The organism is Rhizobium sp. Nf11,1 (assembly GCF_050587665.1).
Classification (GTDB): domain Bacteria; phylum Pseudomonadota; class Alphaproteobacteria; order Rhizobiales; family Rhizobiaceae; genus Rhizobium.
In genome coordinates this window covers 76,232-92,274 of sequence record NZ_JBOBHU010000023.1, presented here as the reverse complement: position 1 = coordinate 92,274, position 16,043 = coordinate 76,232, and the positions used below count along the sequence as shown (strand labels likewise).

22 protein-coding genes, 1 tRNA gene and 1 pseudogene are annotated in these 16,043 nt (G+C 60.1%); 7 read left to right on the top strand and 17 right to left on the bottom strand.

The features are described from left to right. Nucleotides 1–523: 523 nt before the first annotated feature. On the bottom strand, nt 524–718 hold the full coding sequence (locus ACQ7C1_RS26265) for a hypothetical protein (protein ID WP_020921837.1): 195 nt from the start codon (nt 716–718) through the stop codon (nt 524–526). A 123-nt stretch (nt 719–841) separates the two neighbouring features. Here ACQ7C1_RS26265 and ACQ7C1_RS26260 point away from each other — a divergent pair, with 123 nt between their 5' ends. From ACQ7C1_RS26260 to ACQ7C1_RS26250, 3 genes are all read left to right on the top strand, one after another. After that, nucleotides 842–1,567 carry a LuxR family transcriptional regulator gene (locus tag ACQ7C1_RS26260; protein WP_430960382.1) on the top strand — a complete coding sequence of 242 codons (726 nt, stop codon included), beginning with the start codon at nt 842–844 and terminating at the stop codon, nt 1,565–1,567. A gap of 214 nt (nt 1,568–1,781) precedes the next feature. Continuing rightward, a complete protein-coding gene (locus tag ACQ7C1_RS26255) occupies nt 1,782–2,447 on the top strand; it encodes an acyl-homoserine-lactone synthase (RefSeq protein ID WP_085778842.1) in 666 nt (221 codons plus the stop codon). Beyond that, on the top strand, nt 2,444–2,635 hold the full coding sequence (locus tag ACQ7C1_RS26250; RefSeq protein ID WP_097597906.1) for a hypothetical protein: 192 nt from the start codon (nt 2,444–2,446) through the stop codon (nt 2,633–2,635). The genes ACQ7C1_RS26255 and ACQ7C1_RS26250 overlap by 4 nt, the downstream gene beginning before the upstream one ends. Nucleotides 2,636–2,766: 131 nt before the next feature. Here ACQ7C1_RS26250 and ACQ7C1_RS26245 read toward each other — a convergent pair whose 3' ends face one another. After that, nucleotides 2,767–3,135 carry a response regulator gene (locus tag ACQ7C1_RS26245; protein WP_430960381.1) on the bottom strand — a complete coding sequence of 123 codons (369 nt, stop codon included), beginning with the start codon at nt 3,133–3,135 and terminating at the stop codon, nt 2,767–2,769. Between the two features lie 221 nt (nt 3,136–3,356). Between ACQ7C1_RS26245 and ACQ7C1_RS26240 the strand changes: the two genes are divergently transcribed. Next, a tRNA-Ile gene (locus tag ACQ7C1_RS26240) sits at nt 3,357–3,432 on the top strand. Between the two features lie 81 nt (nt 3,433–3,513). On the opposite strand, the gene ACQ7C1_RS26235 is transcribed toward ACQ7C1_RS26240, so the two are convergent. The 5 genes and pseudogenes from ACQ7C1_RS26235 to ACQ7C1_RS26215 form a co-directional block, all read right to left on the bottom strand. After that, nucleotides 3,514–4,197, bottom strand: a complete 684-nt coding sequence (locus ACQ7C1_RS26235) for a hypothetical protein (RefSeq protein ID WP_430960380.1) — start codon at nt 4,195–4,197, stop codon at nt 3,514–3,516. A gap of 68 nt (nt 4,198–4,265) precedes the next feature. After that, nucleotides 4,266–4,916 (bottom strand): hypothetical protein, encoded by a 651-nt coding sequence (locus tag ACQ7C1_RS26230; protein ID WP_430960379.1) that lies wholly within the window; start codon nt 4,914–4,916, stop codon nt 4,266–4,268. Nucleotides 4,917–4,989: 73 nt separating this feature from the next. Then, a pseudogene (locus ACQ7C1_RS26225) lies at nt 4,990–6,194 on the bottom strand (trypsin-like peptidase domain-containing protein). A gap of 147 nt (nt 6,195–6,341) precedes the next feature. Further along, nucleotides 6,342–6,968, bottom strand: a complete 627-nt coding sequence (locus ACQ7C1_RS26220; protein WP_085778845.1) for an outer membrane protein — start codon at nt 6,966–6,968, stop codon at nt 6,342–6,344. A gap of 139 nt (nt 6,969–7,107) precedes the next feature. Continuing rightward, nucleotides 7,108–7,302 carry a hypothetical protein gene (locus ACQ7C1_RS26215; RefSeq protein ID WP_085778846.1) on the bottom strand — a complete coding sequence of 65 codons (195 nt, stop codon included), beginning with the start codon at nt 7,300–7,302 and terminating at the stop codon, nt 7,108–7,110. A gap of 248 nt (nt 7,303–7,550) precedes the next feature. Here ACQ7C1_RS26215 and ACQ7C1_RS26210 point away from each other — a divergent pair, with 248 nt between their 5' ends. Further along, nucleotides 7,551–7,694 carry a hypothetical protein gene (locus ACQ7C1_RS26210; protein ID WP_168296739.1) on the top strand — a complete coding sequence of 48 codons (144 nt, stop codon included), beginning with the start codon at nt 7,551–7,553 and terminating at the stop codon, nt 7,692–7,694. A 157-nt stretch (nt 7,695–7,851) separates the two neighbouring features. On the opposite strand, the gene ACQ7C1_RS26205 is transcribed toward ACQ7C1_RS26210, so the two are convergent. After that, nucleotides 7,852–8,403, bottom strand: a complete 552-nt coding sequence (locus ACQ7C1_RS26205; RefSeq protein ID WP_430960378.1) for a hypothetical protein — start codon at nt 8,401–8,403, stop codon at nt 7,852–7,854. Between the two features lie 429 nt (nt 8,404–8,832). On the opposite strand from ACQ7C1_RS26205, the gene ACQ7C1_RS26200 reads away from it, so the two are divergent. Further along, complete coding sequence (locus ACQ7C1_RS26200) at nt 8,833–9,570, top strand: SIMPL domain-containing protein (protein ID WP_430960377.1); 738 nt, start codon at nt 8,833–8,835, stop codon at nt 9,568–9,570. 364 nt (nt 9,571–9,934) lie between these two features. Here ACQ7C1_RS26200 and ACQ7C1_RS26195 read toward each other — a convergent pair whose 3' ends face one another. The 5 genes from ACQ7C1_RS26195 to ACQ7C1_RS26175 all read right to left on the bottom strand — a co-directional run bounded on the left by ACQ7C1_RS26195 (nt 9,935) and on the right by ACQ7C1_RS26175 (nt 13,009). Continuing rightward, entirely contained in the window at nt 9,935–10,279 is a 345-nt protein-coding gene (locus tag ACQ7C1_RS26195; protein ID WP_097596884.1) for a hypothetical protein, read from the bottom strand. Nucleotides 10,280–10,446: 167 nt separating this feature from the next. After that, on the bottom strand, nt 10,447–10,752 hold the full coding sequence (locus ACQ7C1_RS26190) for a hypothetical protein (protein ID WP_430960376.1): 306 nt from the start codon (nt 10,750–10,752) through the stop codon (nt 10,447–10,449). Between the two features lie 338 nt (nt 10,753–11,090). Beyond that, on the bottom strand, nt 11,091–11,513 hold the full coding sequence (locus ACQ7C1_RS26185; protein ID WP_430960375.1) for a secondary thiamine-phosphate synthase enzyme YjbQ: 423 nt from the start codon (nt 11,511–11,513) through the stop codon (nt 11,091–11,093). 98 nt (nt 11,514–11,611) lie between these two features. Next, a complete protein-coding gene (locus tag ACQ7C1_RS26180) occupies nt 11,612–12,211 on the bottom strand; it encodes a DUF922 domain-containing Zn-dependent protease (protein WP_430960374.1) in 600 nt (199 codons plus the stop codon). A 78-nt stretch (nt 12,212–12,289) separates the two neighbouring features. Continuing rightward, nucleotides 12,290–13,009 (bottom strand): Crp/Fnr family transcriptional regulator, encoded by a 720-nt coding sequence (locus ACQ7C1_RS26175; RefSeq protein WP_097596887.1) that lies wholly within the window; start codon nt 13,007–13,009, stop codon nt 12,290–12,292. Nucleotides 13,010–13,141: 132 nt separating this feature from the next. Here ACQ7C1_RS26175 and ACQ7C1_RS26170 point away from each other — a divergent pair, with 132 nt between their 5' ends. Then, a complete protein-coding gene (locus ACQ7C1_RS26170; RefSeq protein ID WP_011426184.1) occupies nt 13,142–13,387 on the top strand; it encodes a DUF6894 family protein in 246 nt (81 codons plus the stop codon). Nucleotides 13,388–13,603: 216 nt separating this feature from the next. On the opposite strand, the gene ACQ7C1_RS26165 is transcribed toward ACQ7C1_RS26170, so the two are convergent. The 4 genes from ACQ7C1_RS26165 to ACQ7C1_RS26150 form a co-directional block, all read right to left on the bottom strand. Then, nucleotides 13,604–13,834, bottom strand: a complete 231-nt coding sequence (locus ACQ7C1_RS26165; protein WP_020921849.1) for a DUF6894 family protein — start codon at nt 13,832–13,834, stop codon at nt 13,604–13,606. An 87-nt stretch (nt 13,835–13,921) separates the two neighbouring features. After that, nucleotides 13,922–14,320 carry a DUF427 domain-containing protein gene (locus tag ACQ7C1_RS26160; protein ID WP_183706683.1) on the bottom strand — a complete coding sequence of 133 codons (399 nt, stop codon included), beginning with the start codon at nt 14,318–14,320 and terminating at the stop codon, nt 13,922–13,924. A gap of 80 nt (nt 14,321–14,400) precedes the next feature. Beyond that, a complete protein-coding gene (locus ACQ7C1_RS26155) occupies nt 14,401–15,099 on the bottom strand; it encodes a B3/B4 domain-containing protein (RefSeq protein WP_430960373.1) in 699 nt (232 codons plus the stop codon). 2 nt (nt 15,100–15,101) lie between these two features. Next, nucleotides 15,102–15,995, bottom strand: coding sequence for a DMT family transporter (locus tag ACQ7C1_RS26150; RefSeq protein ID WP_430960372.1), 894 nt, complete (start codon nt 15,993–15,995; stop codon nt 15,102–15,104). Nucleotides 15,996–16,043 lie beyond the last annotated feature (48 nt).

The following is a 16,043-nucleotide window of genomic DNA, read 5'->3' as shown; positions in this document are numbered from 1 at the left end:
GAGGCCAACGGCCGAAGCCTCGAAGGACGGGGGCGGGTGATGAGCAGCACCCCGCTTGCGGAGGAAGCACCGGTGGCCGACCCTCGTCCTTCGAGGCCCCTGCGGGGCGCCTCAGGATAAGGGCGGAGAGAGGTGTGGTCTCACGATGGCGGAGAGAGGGATGCGGCTTGCCTCGCCGGAGGCGGAGAGAGGGTGCGGCTTGCTTCAACGGAAGACGGAGCGGCGCGCCGAAGACGGCGGGCGCGTAGATAATGGCACAGTCCACCCCCTTCCCCGAACGCCGCTGTTTCCGCTTGAAACACTTCGTCAAGCATATTGGCATAAATCCATGGAGTACGGGTTTTTCTTTCACCCGCCCGCGACATTGCCGCTCGACACTCTTCTCGCAAAATCGGAAACGGAACAGGGATGAAAAAGTGCGCATGCGCGAAGCGTGATTCCATCCGGCCGCGGCGCTGATTGCTGCCCGGCCGGGCCTCTCATGTCGGGGAAAGCCTCACACCGCCCGCCGGGGCGGGCCATGTCAGAAAGCGTTGTTTTCCTGGCACAGCGCCCGGTGGACCTCGGTCCAGAACAGCGCCAAAGGGGTGTCGCCGTTGCGTTCGGCAACAAGGGCACGGATCAACGCTTCGGAACCTGCCATGTCCTGCCAGCTGGATTTCAGGCCTTTGGCGGCCTGTCGGCATTCGGCAATCTCGAACGGTCTCTTGCTGTCCATATGAGGTCTCCTCATGAAAGGCGCTAGCAGGCGGCGGCCGGATTGTCATTCCCCGCATATGTGGGGATGCCTTGTATTTATGACGGTGCTCGCGGTAAGATTGAGAGAACTGGGACAATGGAAATGACCGAGAATACCTACAGCGACAAGTTCGAACCCGCTTTCGAACAGATCAAGGCTGCAACCAATGTGGATGCCGCCATCCGTATTCTCCAGGCGGAATATGGTCTCGATTTCGTGACCTACCATCTCGCCCAGACGATCGCGAGCAAAATCGATTCCCCCTTCGTGCGCACCACCTATCCGGATGCCTGGGTCTCCCGCTACCTCTTGAACAGCTATGTGAAAGTCGATCCGATCGTCAAGCAGGGCTTCGAGCGCCAGCTGCCCTTCGACTGGAGCGAGGTCGAGCCGACCCCGGAAGCCTATGCCATGCTGGTCGACGCCCAGAAACACGGCATCGGTGGCAACGGCTATTCCATTCCCGTCGCCGACAAGGCGCAACGCCGCGCGCTCTTGTCGCTGAACGCCCGCATCCCGGTCGAGGAATGGGCCGCGCTTGTGCGCCGCTGCCGCAACGAATGGATCGAGATCGCCCATCTGATCCACCGCAAGGCCGTCTATGAACTGCATGGCGAGCATGATCCGGTGCCGACATTGTCGCCGCGCGAGATCGAGTGCCTGCACTGGACGGCGCTCGGCAAGGATTACAAGGATATCTCGGTGATATTGGGCATATCGGAGCACACGACGCGCGATTACCTGAAAACCGCCCGTTTCAAGCTCGGCTGCGCCACGATTTCGGCGGCCGCCTCGCGGGCGGTGCAGCTGCGCATCATCAATCCCTGAGAATCGAAATCGATTTTCCGAGGATCCGACGTGTCGCTTCAAATGCCGGAGGATCGTGATCCTTCCCGGCCGCGCCTCGTCTTCGCCTGCCGTGACCCAATACTCATACTTTTGGGCTAATCCCCCCATCTGAGGGGGCCCATCTGAGGGAATTTCCGATCCGGCACGCCTGAACCATTCTGCTCTCCACGAACTGCAAACGCTGGAGGGCAAAATGTTCGTTATCATTCAGGCACATGAATATCAGAAATACGCCGCCGTACTCGAGCAGATGTTCCGCCTGCGCAAGAAGGTCTTCGCCGACCAGCTCGGCTGGGACGTTCCCGTCATCGGCCCCTACGAACGCGACAGCTATGATTCGCTTTCTCCGGCCTACCTCGTCTGGTGCAACGACAGCCGCACGCGCCTTTATGGCGGCATGCGCCTGATGCCGACGACCGGTCCGACTCTTCTCTACGACGTCTTCCGTGAGACCTTTCCGGCCGCCGCCGATCTCGTGGCTCCGGGTATCTGGGAAGGCACGCGTATGTGCATCGACGAAGAGGCGATCGCCAGGGATTTCCCCAACATCGATGCCGGCCGCGCCTTCTCGATGATGCTGCTGGCGCTCTGCGAATGCGCGCTCGACCACGGCATCCACACGATGATTTCCAATTACGAACCCTATCTCAAGCGCGTTTACAAACGCGCAGGCGCCGAAGTGGAAGAACTCGGCCGCGCAGACGGCTACGGCAAGTATCCCGTCTGCTGCGGCGCCTTCGAAGTGTCTGACCGCGTGCTGCGCAAGATGCGCGCCGCCCTCGGCCTGACCCTACCCCTTTATGTCAGACATGTTCCGGCCCGCTCGGTCGTGACGCAATTCCTGGAGATGGCAGCATGAAACGCCTCATTGAAACCGCAACACCGAAAGACATCTCCGCGCTGGAGCGCCATGTCCTCGCATCCCGCGACATCGCCACGCAGATAGGGGATCCCTTCCTCTCCTATCTGCTTTCGATGGCGCTGTTCACGATCTACGAAAAGAAGGCTCAGCATGAGAATGAGGCGCTGAAGAGCAGCTTCGGCTGAGGGCGCGGGTCCCCTCCGCCGCGCCTGAAGAGGGGCACGCCTCCCAGCGCCTCGCGCGCGGCCGCAAAACCTGTCCCCGTTTTGCGGCTGCGCGCCCCCGGTCACCTCGGTTCGTCAACGCCTCAAGGACGTCAAGCCATCAGGGAATCGATCGTCGAAATCAGCGTATCGTGCAGATAGGGCTTGGGCAGGAAGGCGGTATTGGCAGGCAGGGCCATCGGATCGAGCCGCACCATGCCCGAGGTGATGATGATGCCGATATTCGGCCGCATCGCCCTCACCCGCTTGGCAAGCTGGATGCCATCCATCGATCCGGCCATGTTGACGTCGGTGAACAGGATATCGACATCCTGCCGACCCTTCAGCACCACCAGCGCCTCATCCGCATTCGCCGCCTCCAGCGCCACATGGCCGACATCCTCAAGCACATCGAGGATATTGAACCGGATCAGCGGCTCATCCTCAACGATGAGCACCACGGCACTGTTCGAAGCCACCATCTGCAATCGCCCTTTTCAGCGGAATATGATTCGAATAAGTGTTTCCGCCGTGCGAAGGTTCCAGTGCCTCTGCCCACGAAATATGCATCATCCACAGATGTTGCCCTGCCCGCTTGTGGCTCCCTGCAATTTGGGCTAGAGCGAACCGATGCCGTGGGAACCATTGCCCCGGCATCCAGGTGCCGGCTTCCGGCACCACGGCGTCGGACACCCGACGCTGAGGGCCTGTAGCTCAATGGTTAGAGCCGGCGGCTCATAACCGCTTGGTTGGGGGTTCGAGTCCCTCCGGGCCCACCATTTCTCTGGTTCGTTCCGGACGGAGCGACGGAACTCCAGTTACTCTTCTTCCGCTCCCCGACGTTTGGAGAGACGCTTAATCTACGAATCGGCAAGAGCTGATCGTACGCCTGTATCCACTTTTCGCGCCATCTGCTTAAATAACGACGCCAAACGCTGGAGATACGCCTCATTAATATCACGATTCAGCAATCCCTCCGTCGTTTTGCCATTGCGATGCACGCAGTCATGTCGCTTACGAACGGCGACTTCCAAGAACGATGTATCATCAGGAGCAGTCGGAAGCATCTCAAGACTGATCGCGTGATCGTAGTATTTCGCCACTTTCTTGAAATCGTGAAACGACTCCTCCTTGATCCTTTTAACCACCTGCTCCAACAGGATGTTCGAAGCCTTTGCAACATCCCGAAGAGTCCACTTTTGCTCATTGAATGAATTCATTCGTGTGCACAGCCGACGTCGCGCACGCTCTCCCGGTTCCCCCAGATGACTGACAACACTGAGAAGCCGGTCACTGAGAAACGCCTCTAGAATTGAGAACATTTGAACCAGGAGCATCCGATCGGCATCTGCCTGGTGTTCATAATCGCCGCCTAGCCGGGCGCGGACCCAAAACACCTGTTCCATTGCCGCATCGAAGACCGAGAGCGGATCAGGAGGCAGATCAAGTCCTTCAACATACTCGCTCGCTCTCTCCTGAGGGCTTCGTCGGTATCGCTCAGTGATAAATCGCACCAAGTTTTCGAGGAGTCCTGCCGCAAACACATACGTGTATGTTTCCGGAGGTTGGCGCCCGAGCAACTGAAGTGCTGGGTGAATTCCCACGTGAGCCGTTAGTGACCCAGCATCGTCCCCAAGCAATTCGGCGCGAGAGCGGATGCTCGATGAGCGCCAAACCCATCCAAGCAGCTTGATTTCGGCGTCATGGTCGCGCTCCCGCCCGCTAGGGGCTTTTCCATTCTCGGTAAAATTTCGGAGCAGAAACAACAACTCGGTGTCGTTAGTGCCAGTGAGAAGTATGTCGGCGAGATCCTGAACAACAGCAATGGCACTCGCCAGGCTCGCATCGCCAAGGCATTACGCGCGCCTAACAGTTCCCGCTCCAGCTGTGTTGCCTGAGGACGAACGCCGCGAATGAACCTGCACATTTCGATAATTAACTCGGTAGCCTCAGCTACCGAGAAAATCTTCCGCGGCTTTTCTCCTAGCAAGGATGCATTCATTTCTAAAAAGCCGGCCCTGAAACGCTTCTCAAGGTCGTCAGAATGCATAGCGGCAACTGTCTCCGATAGCATTCGTTCAACATCTGCTATGGCGACATCGTCGTCTTGGCCGATCTCATCAGTCGGTTTTCGAGCAATCTTGCGAAAAAGCTCCAGTGCATCATCAAAATAATTCGGACAAAAGGCGACAAGCTCACCAAAACCCATACCCGCATAAGCTAGCCAGTAACCCAAGCCCTCTGTACCATAATCTTCACGCAATCACTTTCTCCCTAAACGCTGCCCCCTACTGGCCAGACGCTTTGGTGCGTCTGTGATGAACCGCCTTCACTGTTTACTTAATCCCTAACTCCACACCTTTAGTAGCCTTGGGCCGACCGATTGTGTTCTTGAGCCAACATTCGGATTTTTTGGGAACATAGGAGAATGCTTTGCAAGTGTTGTCGCCGATACAAGCGGTGAAACACTGCAAATAGTTGCTGCCTCGTAGGCGCTTGTAGTCACCGCCGGGAAGATCAATGCCAGAATAACTGGTGCAATCAGACACGATCACATCGGCTGCCTTTGACGATGCATAGGAGGCCAACGCATCCGAATTCCGTATCAGGGCGACGACATTATCCTTCAGAAAGCAAACGCCGTGCTTGGTGTTGTAGGTAATCGCCTTACACTGGCTATCGCCTTCGCAAATCTCGTGGCACCCCGAATAAGTGACATCCTTAACGGCGCGGTAGTCGAAGCCGATCGCGTCGTAGCCGCGAGCATCGATGAATGAAGTCGTTGGCTGTGCGGGCAGATTGGTCGCCGCGCTTGGCATGCTGGCTGACACCTGTTCCTCTTTATCGCCGTAGCAGAGAATTTGGAACACTGAAGGGGTGATTTTATCCGCTAGGTCGGCTGTCGACAGCGGCTGCTGGTCTGCCGCCCTGTCGCCGGATTGGCCAGCGATTCCTGAGACTGCAGGAAGAGATCAGCAACCGAGGCGCGGATAGCAAAGTTCACGTTCTGTGCCGTGATGCCGATTTCGTCTGCAATGCCTTTCGACAACGTCGCACTGGTGATGCCCATAAGAAGGCCATCGCGGTCGACGACCGGTCCGCCGGAATTGCCCGGCTGGATCGGTGTCGAAATCTGGATGTAGCGTGTGTCGTTTCGAAGCCCCGCAAGCGCGTTGACATTGCCTGTGGTGACCTTAACCGAATCCGACAGCAGCGTTGCCAGCGGGAAGCCTATGGCTAGAATATCTTCGCCGAGCCGCGTCGGCGCACGACGAAAGACAAGTGGTTGCAACGGCTTCGCCGCGTCGACCCTCACCAGAGCTAGATCGTTGATGGCGTCAATCCGGGGGTCGGCGGCGTCACCCCTCCCCTTTATTTCGATGCGCTTGCATGCCTGCACGACATGCGCGTTGGTCAGCAGCCAGCCATCCGTAGTTACTGCGAAGCCGGTACCTGACGACGTCGGGCCGTCGGCGAGACATATGGAAGCAAGGGCAGCAGAAAAGAAGGCACTCAAGATTGAGCGGCGCACGGTTGTCATTAGTATATCCCCAGTTGTCTGGAGATTAGACCCTTGAGCGAGCGCATTTCAACCATCTCTTGCAGTCAAGCTTAATGGCATTGCCATGAAACGCAAAAGCCCCGCTGTCCTCGCGGGGCTTCTTTTCACCGACCAACGGGCCAGTTCTCAGAACTTCACGCCGATCCCGAACTTGAGTTCGTGCTGGTTGAGATCGACATCGACACCGAGAATGTCTTTCTCGCCGAAGTCATTATACCGATACTCGCCGCGGGCGAAGATGTTGTTCGTGATGGCAAAGTCGACGCCGGCGCCGACGGTGTAGCCGTTGAAGGTCTCCGTTTCCTTGTCTAGCCCCGGCAGGTCAACGTATCCGCGCGTAGCGGTCCAGCCAGCCGCGCCATAAAGCAGCGCTCTGTCAAAGGCGTAGCCCACACGACCACGAACAGCGCCGGCCCAATCGGTGCCGACGTCCGCCCCCAGCGCTTCCTCTTCGTTCCAATTGTATTCGAGGTTGCCCTCGATGCCGACAACGATGTTGTTGTCGAACTGGAAATTGTAACCTGCAAATGCACCGAAGACGCCGCCGTTGAAATCCTGGGAATCGCTGGCGCCGCCGGCGCTGAAGTCACCGTTTAGCCAACTGGCGCCGCCATCGATGCCGAGATACGGGCCTGACCAGGTGAAAACTGGCGCAGCCGCAACAGGGGCGGCTGGGACGTCCTGCACTGCATCCGCTGCAAAGGCGCTCGTTGCGACGAGTGCTAGAAAAGTGGTGGCGATCGTGAGCTTCATGTTCGTGACCCCATGTCTTGCAACACAACTGGAGGATACAGCCTCTTTCAACAAATAGCTGTAACGCCAAAGACACACTCGCATAACTGCACGGTAGAGAACATATCCGCCGAAGCGATCATGGCAAGTATCGCACCCTCTAATAACTGCACGAACGCCCATCGCTTGGCCTGAACCCACCACCGCAGGCCGGGTTGAGCGGCTGACTCTCGTAGTAGTAACCGCCGTCGATCGACGAAGTCTGGTCGATGTATCCTGATGATGTGCAGGCCGAAATGAGCGTGGCAAGGCTGATCAGCGTTCCGGTCGCGATCAATGCGAAAAATCGGTTCATCTGAGCTTCTCCTCGGGCATGGCTTCCACCTAAACCGTACAATTTACACGCCGCGGTGCAGAGAGCATTGATCTGCGGCAATCGACTGCCTCCGGCGGGTTCTTGTCACGCCAAAGTGATCGCTTTTCTACCCGCTTTTTCATGACCATCCGCTGTCACATAACTGTCATGCAAAATTGCCCGTTGTTAAGGCAGCCTGCGCAAAATATATGCCGCCAGCTAACAAAAAAAAGAATGAGTGAACTGCCATGAGCCTACAGAAACTTTTCAATCGCAATCTCCTGACCCGTTTTGTTGCCGGTCTCGGTGCGGTTCCCCAGCGCATTCGCGAAGCCCGCGAAGAGCGTAAGCCCGCGATCCATCCCTCCTTCATGGATGATTTCGGCGCCTGAGGCGCGGCGGGTCCTTCGATCCGCTCCCGGGCTTCGGCCGCTGGTCTTGCAGGATTTTATCCCAAGACCGTTTCACAGATCTGCGCGACAGCGTCAGCCGCCCAATGCCCCGGCCGCCGGGTGAGGTACAAGACCTCGCCTGGGCTGCCGCGCATTCTCAGTTTATCGCAGGTGCAGACGGTTCGCCCCAGCTGGAAATGGGTTGACCGGCCTTGGTCGCCACCCTGGCGTCGTAGAGTGCCAGCGAAGCCTGGAGCTGGCGCATATCATTGCAGCGGTTGATGATGCCGCCGATATATTGCACGCAGTCGCTGGCGCTGCCCTGCACCGAGCCCGTGGCCCAATCCTTGACGATCCCGTCGGCGCCGACCAGGAAATAGGAAAGCCGGTTATTCTCTGAAATCGTGGAGCTGCCGACCAGGCCGACGAAGTTCGTGCCGGTCTCGGTCCTGGCGGCGGGCGCCATATGTCGGTAGATCGTCATGCCGTTCTTCAACGGTGTTGCGCCGATCATCGGCCCGAAGCTTGCTTCGGAGCCGGAGAGCCGCGCCATCGGCGATTGACCGAGATTGGCGACCTCCACATAGGGTTTGCCCAGCGCATAGCTGGTGTATGAGCGGTTGGCGGCGTTTTCGGCCTTTTCTGCCACTTGGCTGCAGCCCATCAAACACATGGCGAGGCCGATCGAAAAAATTGTCATAAAGCGCATGCTGCCCCCTTGCCGGACATGGCGTGTCCGGAAGCCCCTGTTGCTTAACCCGCCGTCATTGCTAGCAGCTTTGCGGGATTTGGGAAGGTGAGCGTTGGAAGATGCAGGAATGCAGGCCTTCCGTGCCACGCCCCTTTGCCCTGCCGGGCATCCCCCCCACAGGTGGGGAGATCATAAGTGGCGAAATCTTCGCGTCTCTCCAGCGTTTCGCCGGGCTGAACGCTGATCGTTTGGCGGGCGATCGCACACCCAGCCAATCCCCCGCTTGTGGGGTAGATGGCCGGCCAGAGCGGGCGGCCACGGAACGCCTACTCCTCCCACGCTCACATTTTTCTCCCGATCCGTCACCGCCCCCTTCCCTTCCGCCGCAATAGCTTCACAATCAACCGACAGAAAGCTCATCGGGATACGACAACTAGGGAATGAAACATGGCGCCGATTCTGTCCAAGACACTTGTGATGACTGCCCTTCTGGCCCTGCCGCTCGGCAGTGCCGCGCCTGTATTGGCGCAGGAAGCAAAGCCGCGTGAGGCGGTGATTTCGGTGACGGGCGATGGCGAATCGTCCTTGGCGCCCGATATGGCCGTCGTCAATCTCGCCGTCGTCAAGCAGGCGAAGACCGCCCGTGAAGCGCTCGACGAGAACAACAAGGCGATGAATGACGTGCTGAAGGCGCTGAAGGACGGCGGCATCGCCGAGCGCGACCTGCAGACCTCGGGCTTCTCCATCCAGCCGCAGTTTAATTATCCGCAGCCGGTCGATGGCCAGCAGCAGCAGCCGCAGCTGATCGGCTACCAGACTATCAATTCGGTCACTGTGCGCCTGCGCGATCTTTCCAAGCTCGGCCAGGTGATCGACCAATCGGTGACACTCGGCATCAATCAGGGCGGCGACATCCAGTTTACCAACGACAAGCCGGATGCGGCGCTCGAAGAGGCGCGCAAGAACGCCGTCGCCGAAGCCGTCAAGAAGGCGAAAACGCTGAGCGAAGCCGCCGGCGTCAAGCTCGGCCGCATCATCGAAATCAACGAGAATGAGCCGCGCCCGCTGCCGCAGCCCGTTTATCGCGCCACGATGATGAAGGAAGCCGACGCTGCCGTTCCCGTCCAGGGCGGCGAGAACAATTACACTGTCAGCGTCACCGTGACCTTCGCCATCGAGCAGTAAACGGAAGCGCGGCGCGTCTTTTGACGCCGTGTGCTGACTGCTGGCGGCCGCCTGCTAGCGCCGATGCCCCTCACCCTAACCCTCTCCCCGTTCTGACGGGGAGAGGGGACGTGCCCTACGAGAGCTCAGCGGGGAACAGAGAGCTAGCGAGATATCCCCTTCGCCCCGCCGGAGCGGGGAGAGGTGCCGGCAGGCGGATGAGGGCTGATCTCGTTATTTTCATCGACAGGACAGCCGCGGCACAAGGCCCAGGAAACGGAGCTCCTGCCTTTAAACTGAACGCCGCGCGCCCTTCCAGGCGCGCGGCTTTGGAATCTCACAAAGAAACCGCCCGTGCCGGCTCAGCGAGACGGGCGCAGGACAATCAGCGACGCAAAGCGGGGCAGCCGCGGACGTTGGCGAAGCTCATTTCATCGGGGCCGCGGCGGGTCCAGCCCTGAACGATGACGCGGCGCGGGGTGATGTCGACGACGCGCGGGCGGCGGAAGCCCCAATCGCGGGCGAGATCTTCCGCCAGCCGCGGATCGCAGCCGCGCGGGCGCCGGCCGAAGCCCGGCGGCGGAGGCGGACGGCGATAATCGCGCGGCGGATCACGATCCTGATCGCCGATAATGATACTAAATTGAGCGGCCGCCGGGACCACCGTGCCGGCAAGAGTGCCTGCGGCAAGCATGGCGGCAAGACCCGCCTTTGCCAGAAACTGCATCATCGAAAAACCTTTCGTTCCATAGTCGGTGCGGTCGAGCCGCCCTCCCCACTCTCCGCATCACGCCGAGGCGTCAGTGGAATCACTTATACAAATCGGAGAAGAGACGGCTGAAAGTGTCGCCGTCAAGGCGAAAGGGCAAGCGCACATAGGCGCTTGCCGTGCAATATTCAACGCCGGATCAGCGGGCAGCCGCGGACATTGGCGAAGACCATCCTGTCCCAGCCGCGACGATCGCGCCCGGCGACGACGACGACACGCGGCGACATGCGGGTGATGTGGGCTCTGCGCAGGCCGTAATCGCGCGCCTTGCGCACGGCGTGCATCGGCGAGCAGCCGCGGATTGGACGATAATATTGCGCCTCGACGATGAAGTTCGTCTGCGGCCCTGCGGCTGCCGCCGTGGAAACAGTGGCCGGAATGGATGAGAGGGCGAGCACTGCGGCAAGGCAAGCCTTGGTGAGGAAATGCGTCATGGAGTGTCTCCGTCGATTGGTCTTTTAAGCTCTCCCATAAGGGATTGCCTCGACACTAAATGCGGCAAGCTGAATGCTGTTCGAACCGACCATTCAGTTTGCATTCACAAGAAGATGAGCGGTTTTTGACGGCTCTTCTTTCGATCGGGATTCGCGTGATCTCTCGTCTGAAGGAGATCGCTCATCACCCGCCCCCTCCTTCGAGGCTCCGGCCTATGGCCTACGCGCCTGAGGATGAGGGCTGATCGTGGTGCCATGGGGCTGGTGGGCTGATCGGTGTGCCGCGTGGCCGATGGCTGATCGCCGTGCCATAGCCTCGGCAAGGACGCACGGCGCTCTCAGGCCCCGAGATGCAGCACGATTTCGCGCTGGTGCGGCCGGTCGCGGTGTTCGAAGAGATAGAGGCCCTGCCAGGTGCCGAACGTCAAGCGTCCCCTGGCGACCGGAATGCCGATCGACACCTGCGTCAGCGCCGCTTTGATATGCGCCGGCATGTCGTCCGGCCCCTCGGCCCTGTGCACGACCCAGCCCATCGAGGGGTCGGAGGCCGGCGGCACGAGCCGACGGAAGAAGGCGAGAAGATCGGTGCGCACGTCGGGATCGGCGTTTTCCTGGATCAGCAGTGAACAGGATGTGTGGCGCACGAAGACGGTGAGAAGCCCCTCCTCCCGTCCCGAGGCGCGGACGAAGGCCTCCGCCCGATCGGTGAATTCGTAAAGTCCCTGGCCGCGCGTGGACAGGGTGAGGATTGTCTGGGGCACGGGCGCTCTCCGTCTCGCAATGACATTGCCCGCGAGTTGGAGCGCCGTGACGGCCAAGTCAATGGCCCACGAATGGGCAGATCGATGCCCGCCATCGGTTAAGGCCCATTCACGAGCTTGAGGATGAGCTGCTGGATGTTGCCGCCGTCGCCCATTTCGACCTTGTCGAAGTCGCGGCCGCGCTGGCGCTGCTTTGCGGAAATCTCGCCGAGGCGCCGGGTCAGCTCGACCCTGATCTTCTTGCAGTCGGGGTCGTCGGCAACGGTGAAGCCGACGCTCATCGACTCGATTTCCCTAACCATGTCCTTGATGGTTTCGCCGTGCACCCGCTCATGCGCGGCAACGCCTGAAATGAAGCCATCCCAGCTGCTCTTGACGGCTGGCGGCAGCCCGGCCGAGGGCTGCGGCAGTGTGTAGGTGATGATGAGCTTCGGCCGATTGGTGACGATGGCGCAGGCATTGCCCTGCGGCTCGTACTTGCGGGTCCAGGTGAGCTTGAACGTTGTATGCGCGATGACCCTGCCCGTCACGCCGGCTTTGGGGCCCTGTGCCCCGATCGATTGATAAAGTTCGGCGCCGGTCTTGCCTGAAATCGAATAGGGCCGCACCTCCTCGATCGCCTGCCATTCGCTCTGCGCCGCGGCCGGTAATGCGGAGAAAACTGCCGCCAACAGGTTGGGTAGAAAAGTCTTCGTCACGCATCGTCCCGCCAAGTGATTCCCGCCACCCTAACGGCGCCGTTCCTCCCTTTCAACGCGCATGCGATGCGGCAGATATCAGCGCGGCTCTCTGGAGATGCTGAGATAGGCGGGGTCGAATTCGGCGATCTCCTGCAGGCGTTCCCAATCGACGATGGTGATCGTTCGGTTCTCCCAGGTGAAGGCGCCCTCGCGCCTGAGAGCCTGCAGCGTCTTGTTGAGGTGGACCACCGATATGCCGAGCACGTCCGCCATCTCGATCTGCGTCAGCGGAAACTGAAAGCTTTCGCCCCGGGTGCGCCTGACGACCTTCAGCCGCATGAAGAGTTCGCAGACGAGATGGGCGATCTGGGCGCGTTTGGAGCGCCGCCCCATGGCGACGATCCATTCCCGGTGAATGGCGCCGTCGACCAGCGTGTCGAGCCAAAGCAGCCGCGTCAAATGCGGCATGCGCTCGGTGATCGCCCTCAAGTCGGCATGATCGGCCAAAGCGACGTGGCAGGGTGAGAGCGCAACGATGCCATGATCCATTACCTTGACGGGAAAAGCATGGAGGTCGACAAAGTCGCCGGCAACATGAAGTGCGGTGATCTGCCGGCTGCCGTCCGCCATCACCTTGTAGCGCGCCGCGAACCCATCGAGCAGCAGCGTGCTGAAGGGCGGCCGGCTGCCTTGGGAAACGAGATCTTCTCCGACGGCGAATTGCCTGTCCTTGACGAGGATCGACCGAAGAAGGTTTTCCTCCTCGTTTGATAGCACATCACGGCTTCCAAGGTTCAGCAACAAGGGTTCAATCACGGTCCTGTCTCCCGCTATCGCAAGGGCTCCGGGCCGTCTCGGTGCAACCTGTATTTTCTATAGGAATCAAGGCCTAGCCTCGGGAACAATTGTCTTCATTGGTTATTTCCTCTCTGACGCGCAGGAAAGAACATGGCTCGCTACTATTTCGATCTACACAACGGGGAAGGTCCGACCCGCGACGAGCACGGCACCGAGCTCAAATCTCGTGAAGACATCCCCAAAGAGGTGACCCGCATCCTGCTGGACGTGGCGCGAGACGAATTGCCGGCAGGTGACCGCATGACGATTGCCGTTACCGTCCGCGACGAGCGCGGCGATCCTGTCACAGTCGCCAGTCTCGTCTTCAGCAATGAATGGGTCGACGTCATTCGATGACGGCCTCTGGATGCCGGCGGGTCCCATATAGGCATCAATCCAACTGTTCGATGGATGCGCTCTAGCTCCTTGCTTTCATGCATGTCGTCATCCGCACACTTCCGGGAGCGACATGCATTAAGACCCACCCCGGCGGGCGGCAATTAAATTTGACATAGTTCCGCGAGTGGCCCGAAAGCGTCGACGGGCATTTCTCCGGTTGAGGTCCGATCGCTTCTATTTCGCGATCTCTTCCAGAATCAGCCGAATTTCCGCAAGCGGTTTGCGGCTTTCGTCGAAAAGTTCGACCGAAAGCATGTTCAAAGGCGCAGTGGGCAGGCCTTCGGCTGCCATTTCCGCGAGGACCCTTCGCGCCTCTGCCTTGGCAGCCTCGACGGATTCGAATTCGTATCCGGTCTCGGTGCCGACACCATCGCGATCGAAGAGCTGGAAGTGGAATTTCGGCACGGCATGCTCCTTCGATGATGCCCCTAACGATGCTGAAGGCGACAGGTTCCGGCCGAACGATTTTCAGCGCCCGCCATCCGGCGATCCTCAGAAAGCGCCGGCCTCGGGCGAAGCCAATTCCTCGATTGCGTCGACACGGTCGGGATAGAAGGCGAGATGGTCCTTGATGTTGCTGACGGCGGCATGCGGGGCTTCGTAGGTCCAAACCGCGTTCTCGGAGCGTTTGCCGCCCAAAGCAATACTGTAATAAGAGGCATCGCCCTTGTAAGGGCAATGTGTGGCGTGATCGGTGCGCTGAAGCAGCGACATGTCGACATCCCTGCGAGGGATATACTGGACCGGCGGATAGGAAGCCTCGCGCAGCGTCAGCGCGTTGCGGCTGTCGGCAATCGTCCGGCCGGCGACGGTGACGACGACGCGGCAGGGATTGTGCTCGACGGTGATCGGATGGTCCGGCCCCGGAATCTTGATCGACTTGTCCAACATGGGTTCGTCTCCAGAAGATAAGGATGCCCCTGAGATAGGGCGCGCATGCCGCCGGCCCAAGCCCCGAGCGTTTCCTTCCCTTACACCTGGAATGCGAAACGCGGCGATGCCTGACTGAGGGCGGCGGTCGCCGCTGTCACCGACCAGTGACGCGCGAGCGCATCCGCGAGCGTCGCAACCAAGCTGGCGGTATCCTCGCCGGCCCCGGCATGCAGCGCCTCGGCGACGATCAGCACCGAGCGCGTCGTCTCCCGCACCGCCGACAGGCCGCTCTGCCGGTGCGTCCAGCGGCGGGCATGTGCTCTGCCTTCGTCATCCGCGAAGATCACCTCGTCCGGCTCCGGATGTTCGCTTTGACCGCTGAAGGTGAGATATGTCTCATGCCCCGTTGCATGCCGCACCTGAAGATCGCCGGCAATGTTTTCCGTGTCGAAGACGGCGACAGGAATGGCAAAGGCGAGCGAAATCGCATTGCAGAGATCGATGAGCGGATGAAGGCGCGGCAGGGCGTGCTCCTGGCGGAAGCGACGCAGAAGCGCCTCGGATGCCGCGCGATACTGCGTCGGCTTCAAGCCCATGCGGGAAAAGCCGCGCCGCCATGCCTGGATCTCCGGGAATTCGCTTTCCTGGGCTTCCGCGAGGCGGGCCTCGGCAATCGCGCTGAAACTTGCGACCGCCTCTTCGACGTCAGCTACCGCATCAATGCCTTCGGCAAAAAGCGCGCCGGCGCGAAGCTCCGGAAAAACCTGCCATATCGCGTTGGAATGGCTGAACTGCATGATCATTTCCCTTCGATGAATTTCCTGTGGCTTCCTGCAAAGGCAAGCCCGAACACGGCCGCCAGCACGCAGGCAATGCCGGCAATCTGGTTGAAGCCGATCGGCTCGCCGAGAATGACGAAAGCGAGCATGACGGCCGAAATCGGCGCAAGCGCGGTGAAGAGCGCGGCTTCCGTGCCGCTCACCCTCTCTGCCCCCGCATACCAGAGCAGAAAGCCGCCGACGGTCGGCACCAGAGCATAATAGACGACGGCAGCGGCAGCACTGGCTGAAAACCCATGCGTGAGGGGCGCCTCGAAAATGGCCGGAACGATCGAGACGGCGAAGCCGATGCCGGTCATCAGCGTCGACTGGGCAAGCGGCGGAATGTCGACGGTCAGCCGCTTGTTCAACAGAATGAACAAGCCCTCGCAGATGACCGCGAGAAAAATCAGCAGATTGCCGGCAAGCGAACCGCCGGTCGCCTCCGGTGTGAAGGCGATCGAAAACACGCCGACGCTCGCCAGCGCCACGGCCAGAAGCAGGGCGCGCCCCGGCCGTTCGCGCAGCAGCAGGATCGAAACCGCCGCCGAGACCACCGGCAGCGTGCCGATGATGACGCCCGCATCGGCGGCCGAGGTGAGGCTGAGGCCCGATATCAGCAGCGTCGTATAGCCGACACTGCCGGCGCCGGCCTGAATGACGAGGATGAGACGGTCATACCTGGAGAGCTTCGGCAACCGGGTTCCGCTTGCCCGCATCAGTAGGAAGAAGACGGGAAGAGCGAGGGCGAAGCGCAAGGCGGTGGCGGTAGAAGGCGGCAGTCCCGAAGCAATGATCTTACTCGCGATGACAGTGCTGCCGACCGTCAGCATGGCGAGCGCCAGATAGAAATAACCTTGAACCTGTCTCGACATTCCGCGCCTCCGATTGGATGCGCCGAAGAAACAGCAGCGGTCGGTCGG

What these genes read in the sequence shown, in the direction of transcription:
- ACQ7C1_RS26265 (WP_020921837.1), bottom strand. Translation starts at nt 718, where the DNA reads ATGGACAGCAAGAGACCGTTCGAGATTGCCGAATGCCGACAGGCCGCC.
- ACQ7C1_RS26260 (WP_430960382.1), top strand. Translation starts at nt 842, where the DNA reads ATGACCGAGAATACCTACAGCGACAAGTTCGAACCCGCTTTCGAACAG.
- ACQ7C1_RS26255 (WP_085778842.1), top strand. Translation starts at nt 1,782, where the DNA reads ATGTTCGTTATCATTCAGGCACATGAATATCAGAAATACGCCGCCGTA.
- ACQ7C1_RS26250 (WP_097597906.1), top strand. Translation starts at nt 2,444, where the DNA reads ATGAAACGCCTCATTGAAACCGCAACACCGAAAGACATCTCCGCGCTG.
- ACQ7C1_RS26245 (WP_430960381.1), bottom strand. Translation starts at nt 3,135, where the DNA reads ATGGTGGCTTCGAACAGTGCCGTGGTGCTCATCGTTGAGGATGAGCCG.
- ACQ7C1_RS26220 (WP_085778845.1), bottom strand. Translation starts at nt 6,968, where the DNA reads ATGAAGCTCACGATCGCCACCACTTTTCTAGCACTCGTCGCAACGAGC.
- ACQ7C1_RS26215 (WP_085778846.1), bottom strand. Translation starts at nt 7,302, where the DNA reads ATGAACCGATTTTTCGCATTGATCGCGACCGGAACGCTGATCAGCCTT.
- ACQ7C1_RS26210 (WP_168296739.1), top strand. Translation starts at nt 7,551, where the DNA reads ATGAGCCTACAGAAACTTTTCAATCGCAATCTCCTGACCCGTTTTGTT.
- ACQ7C1_RS26205 (WP_430960378.1), bottom strand. Translation starts at nt 8,403, where the DNA reads ATGCGCTTTATGACAATTTTTTCGATCGGCCTCGCCATGTGTTTGATG.
- ACQ7C1_RS26200 (WP_430960377.1), top strand. Translation starts at nt 8,833, where the DNA reads ATGGCGCCGATTCTGTCCAAGACACTTGTGATGACTGCCCTTCTGGCC.
- ACQ7C1_RS26195 (WP_097596884.1), bottom strand. Translation starts at nt 10,279, where the DNA reads ATGATGCAGTTTCTGGCAAAGGCGGGTCTTGCCGCCATGCTTGCCGCA.
- ACQ7C1_RS26190 (WP_430960376.1), bottom strand. Translation starts at nt 10,752, where the DNA reads ATGACGCATTTCCTCACCAAGGCTTGCCTTGCCGCAGTGCTCGCCCTC.
- ACQ7C1_RS26170 (WP_011426184.1), top strand. Translation starts at nt 13,142, where the DNA reads ATGGCTCGCTACTATTTCGATCTACACAACGGGGAAGGTCCGACCCGC.
- ACQ7C1_RS26160 (WP_183706683.1), bottom strand. Translation starts at nt 14,320, where the DNA reads ATGTTGGACAAGTCGATCAAGATTCCGGGGCCGGACCATCCGATCACC.
- ACQ7C1_RS26155 (WP_430960373.1), bottom strand. Translation starts at nt 15,099, where the DNA reads ATGCAGTTCAGCCATTCCAACGCGATATGGCAGGTTTTTCCGGAGCTT.
- ACQ7C1_RS26150 (WP_430960372.1), bottom strand. Translation starts at nt 15,995, where the DNA reads ATGTCGAGACAGGTTCAAGGTTATTTCTATCTGGCGCTCGCCATGCTG.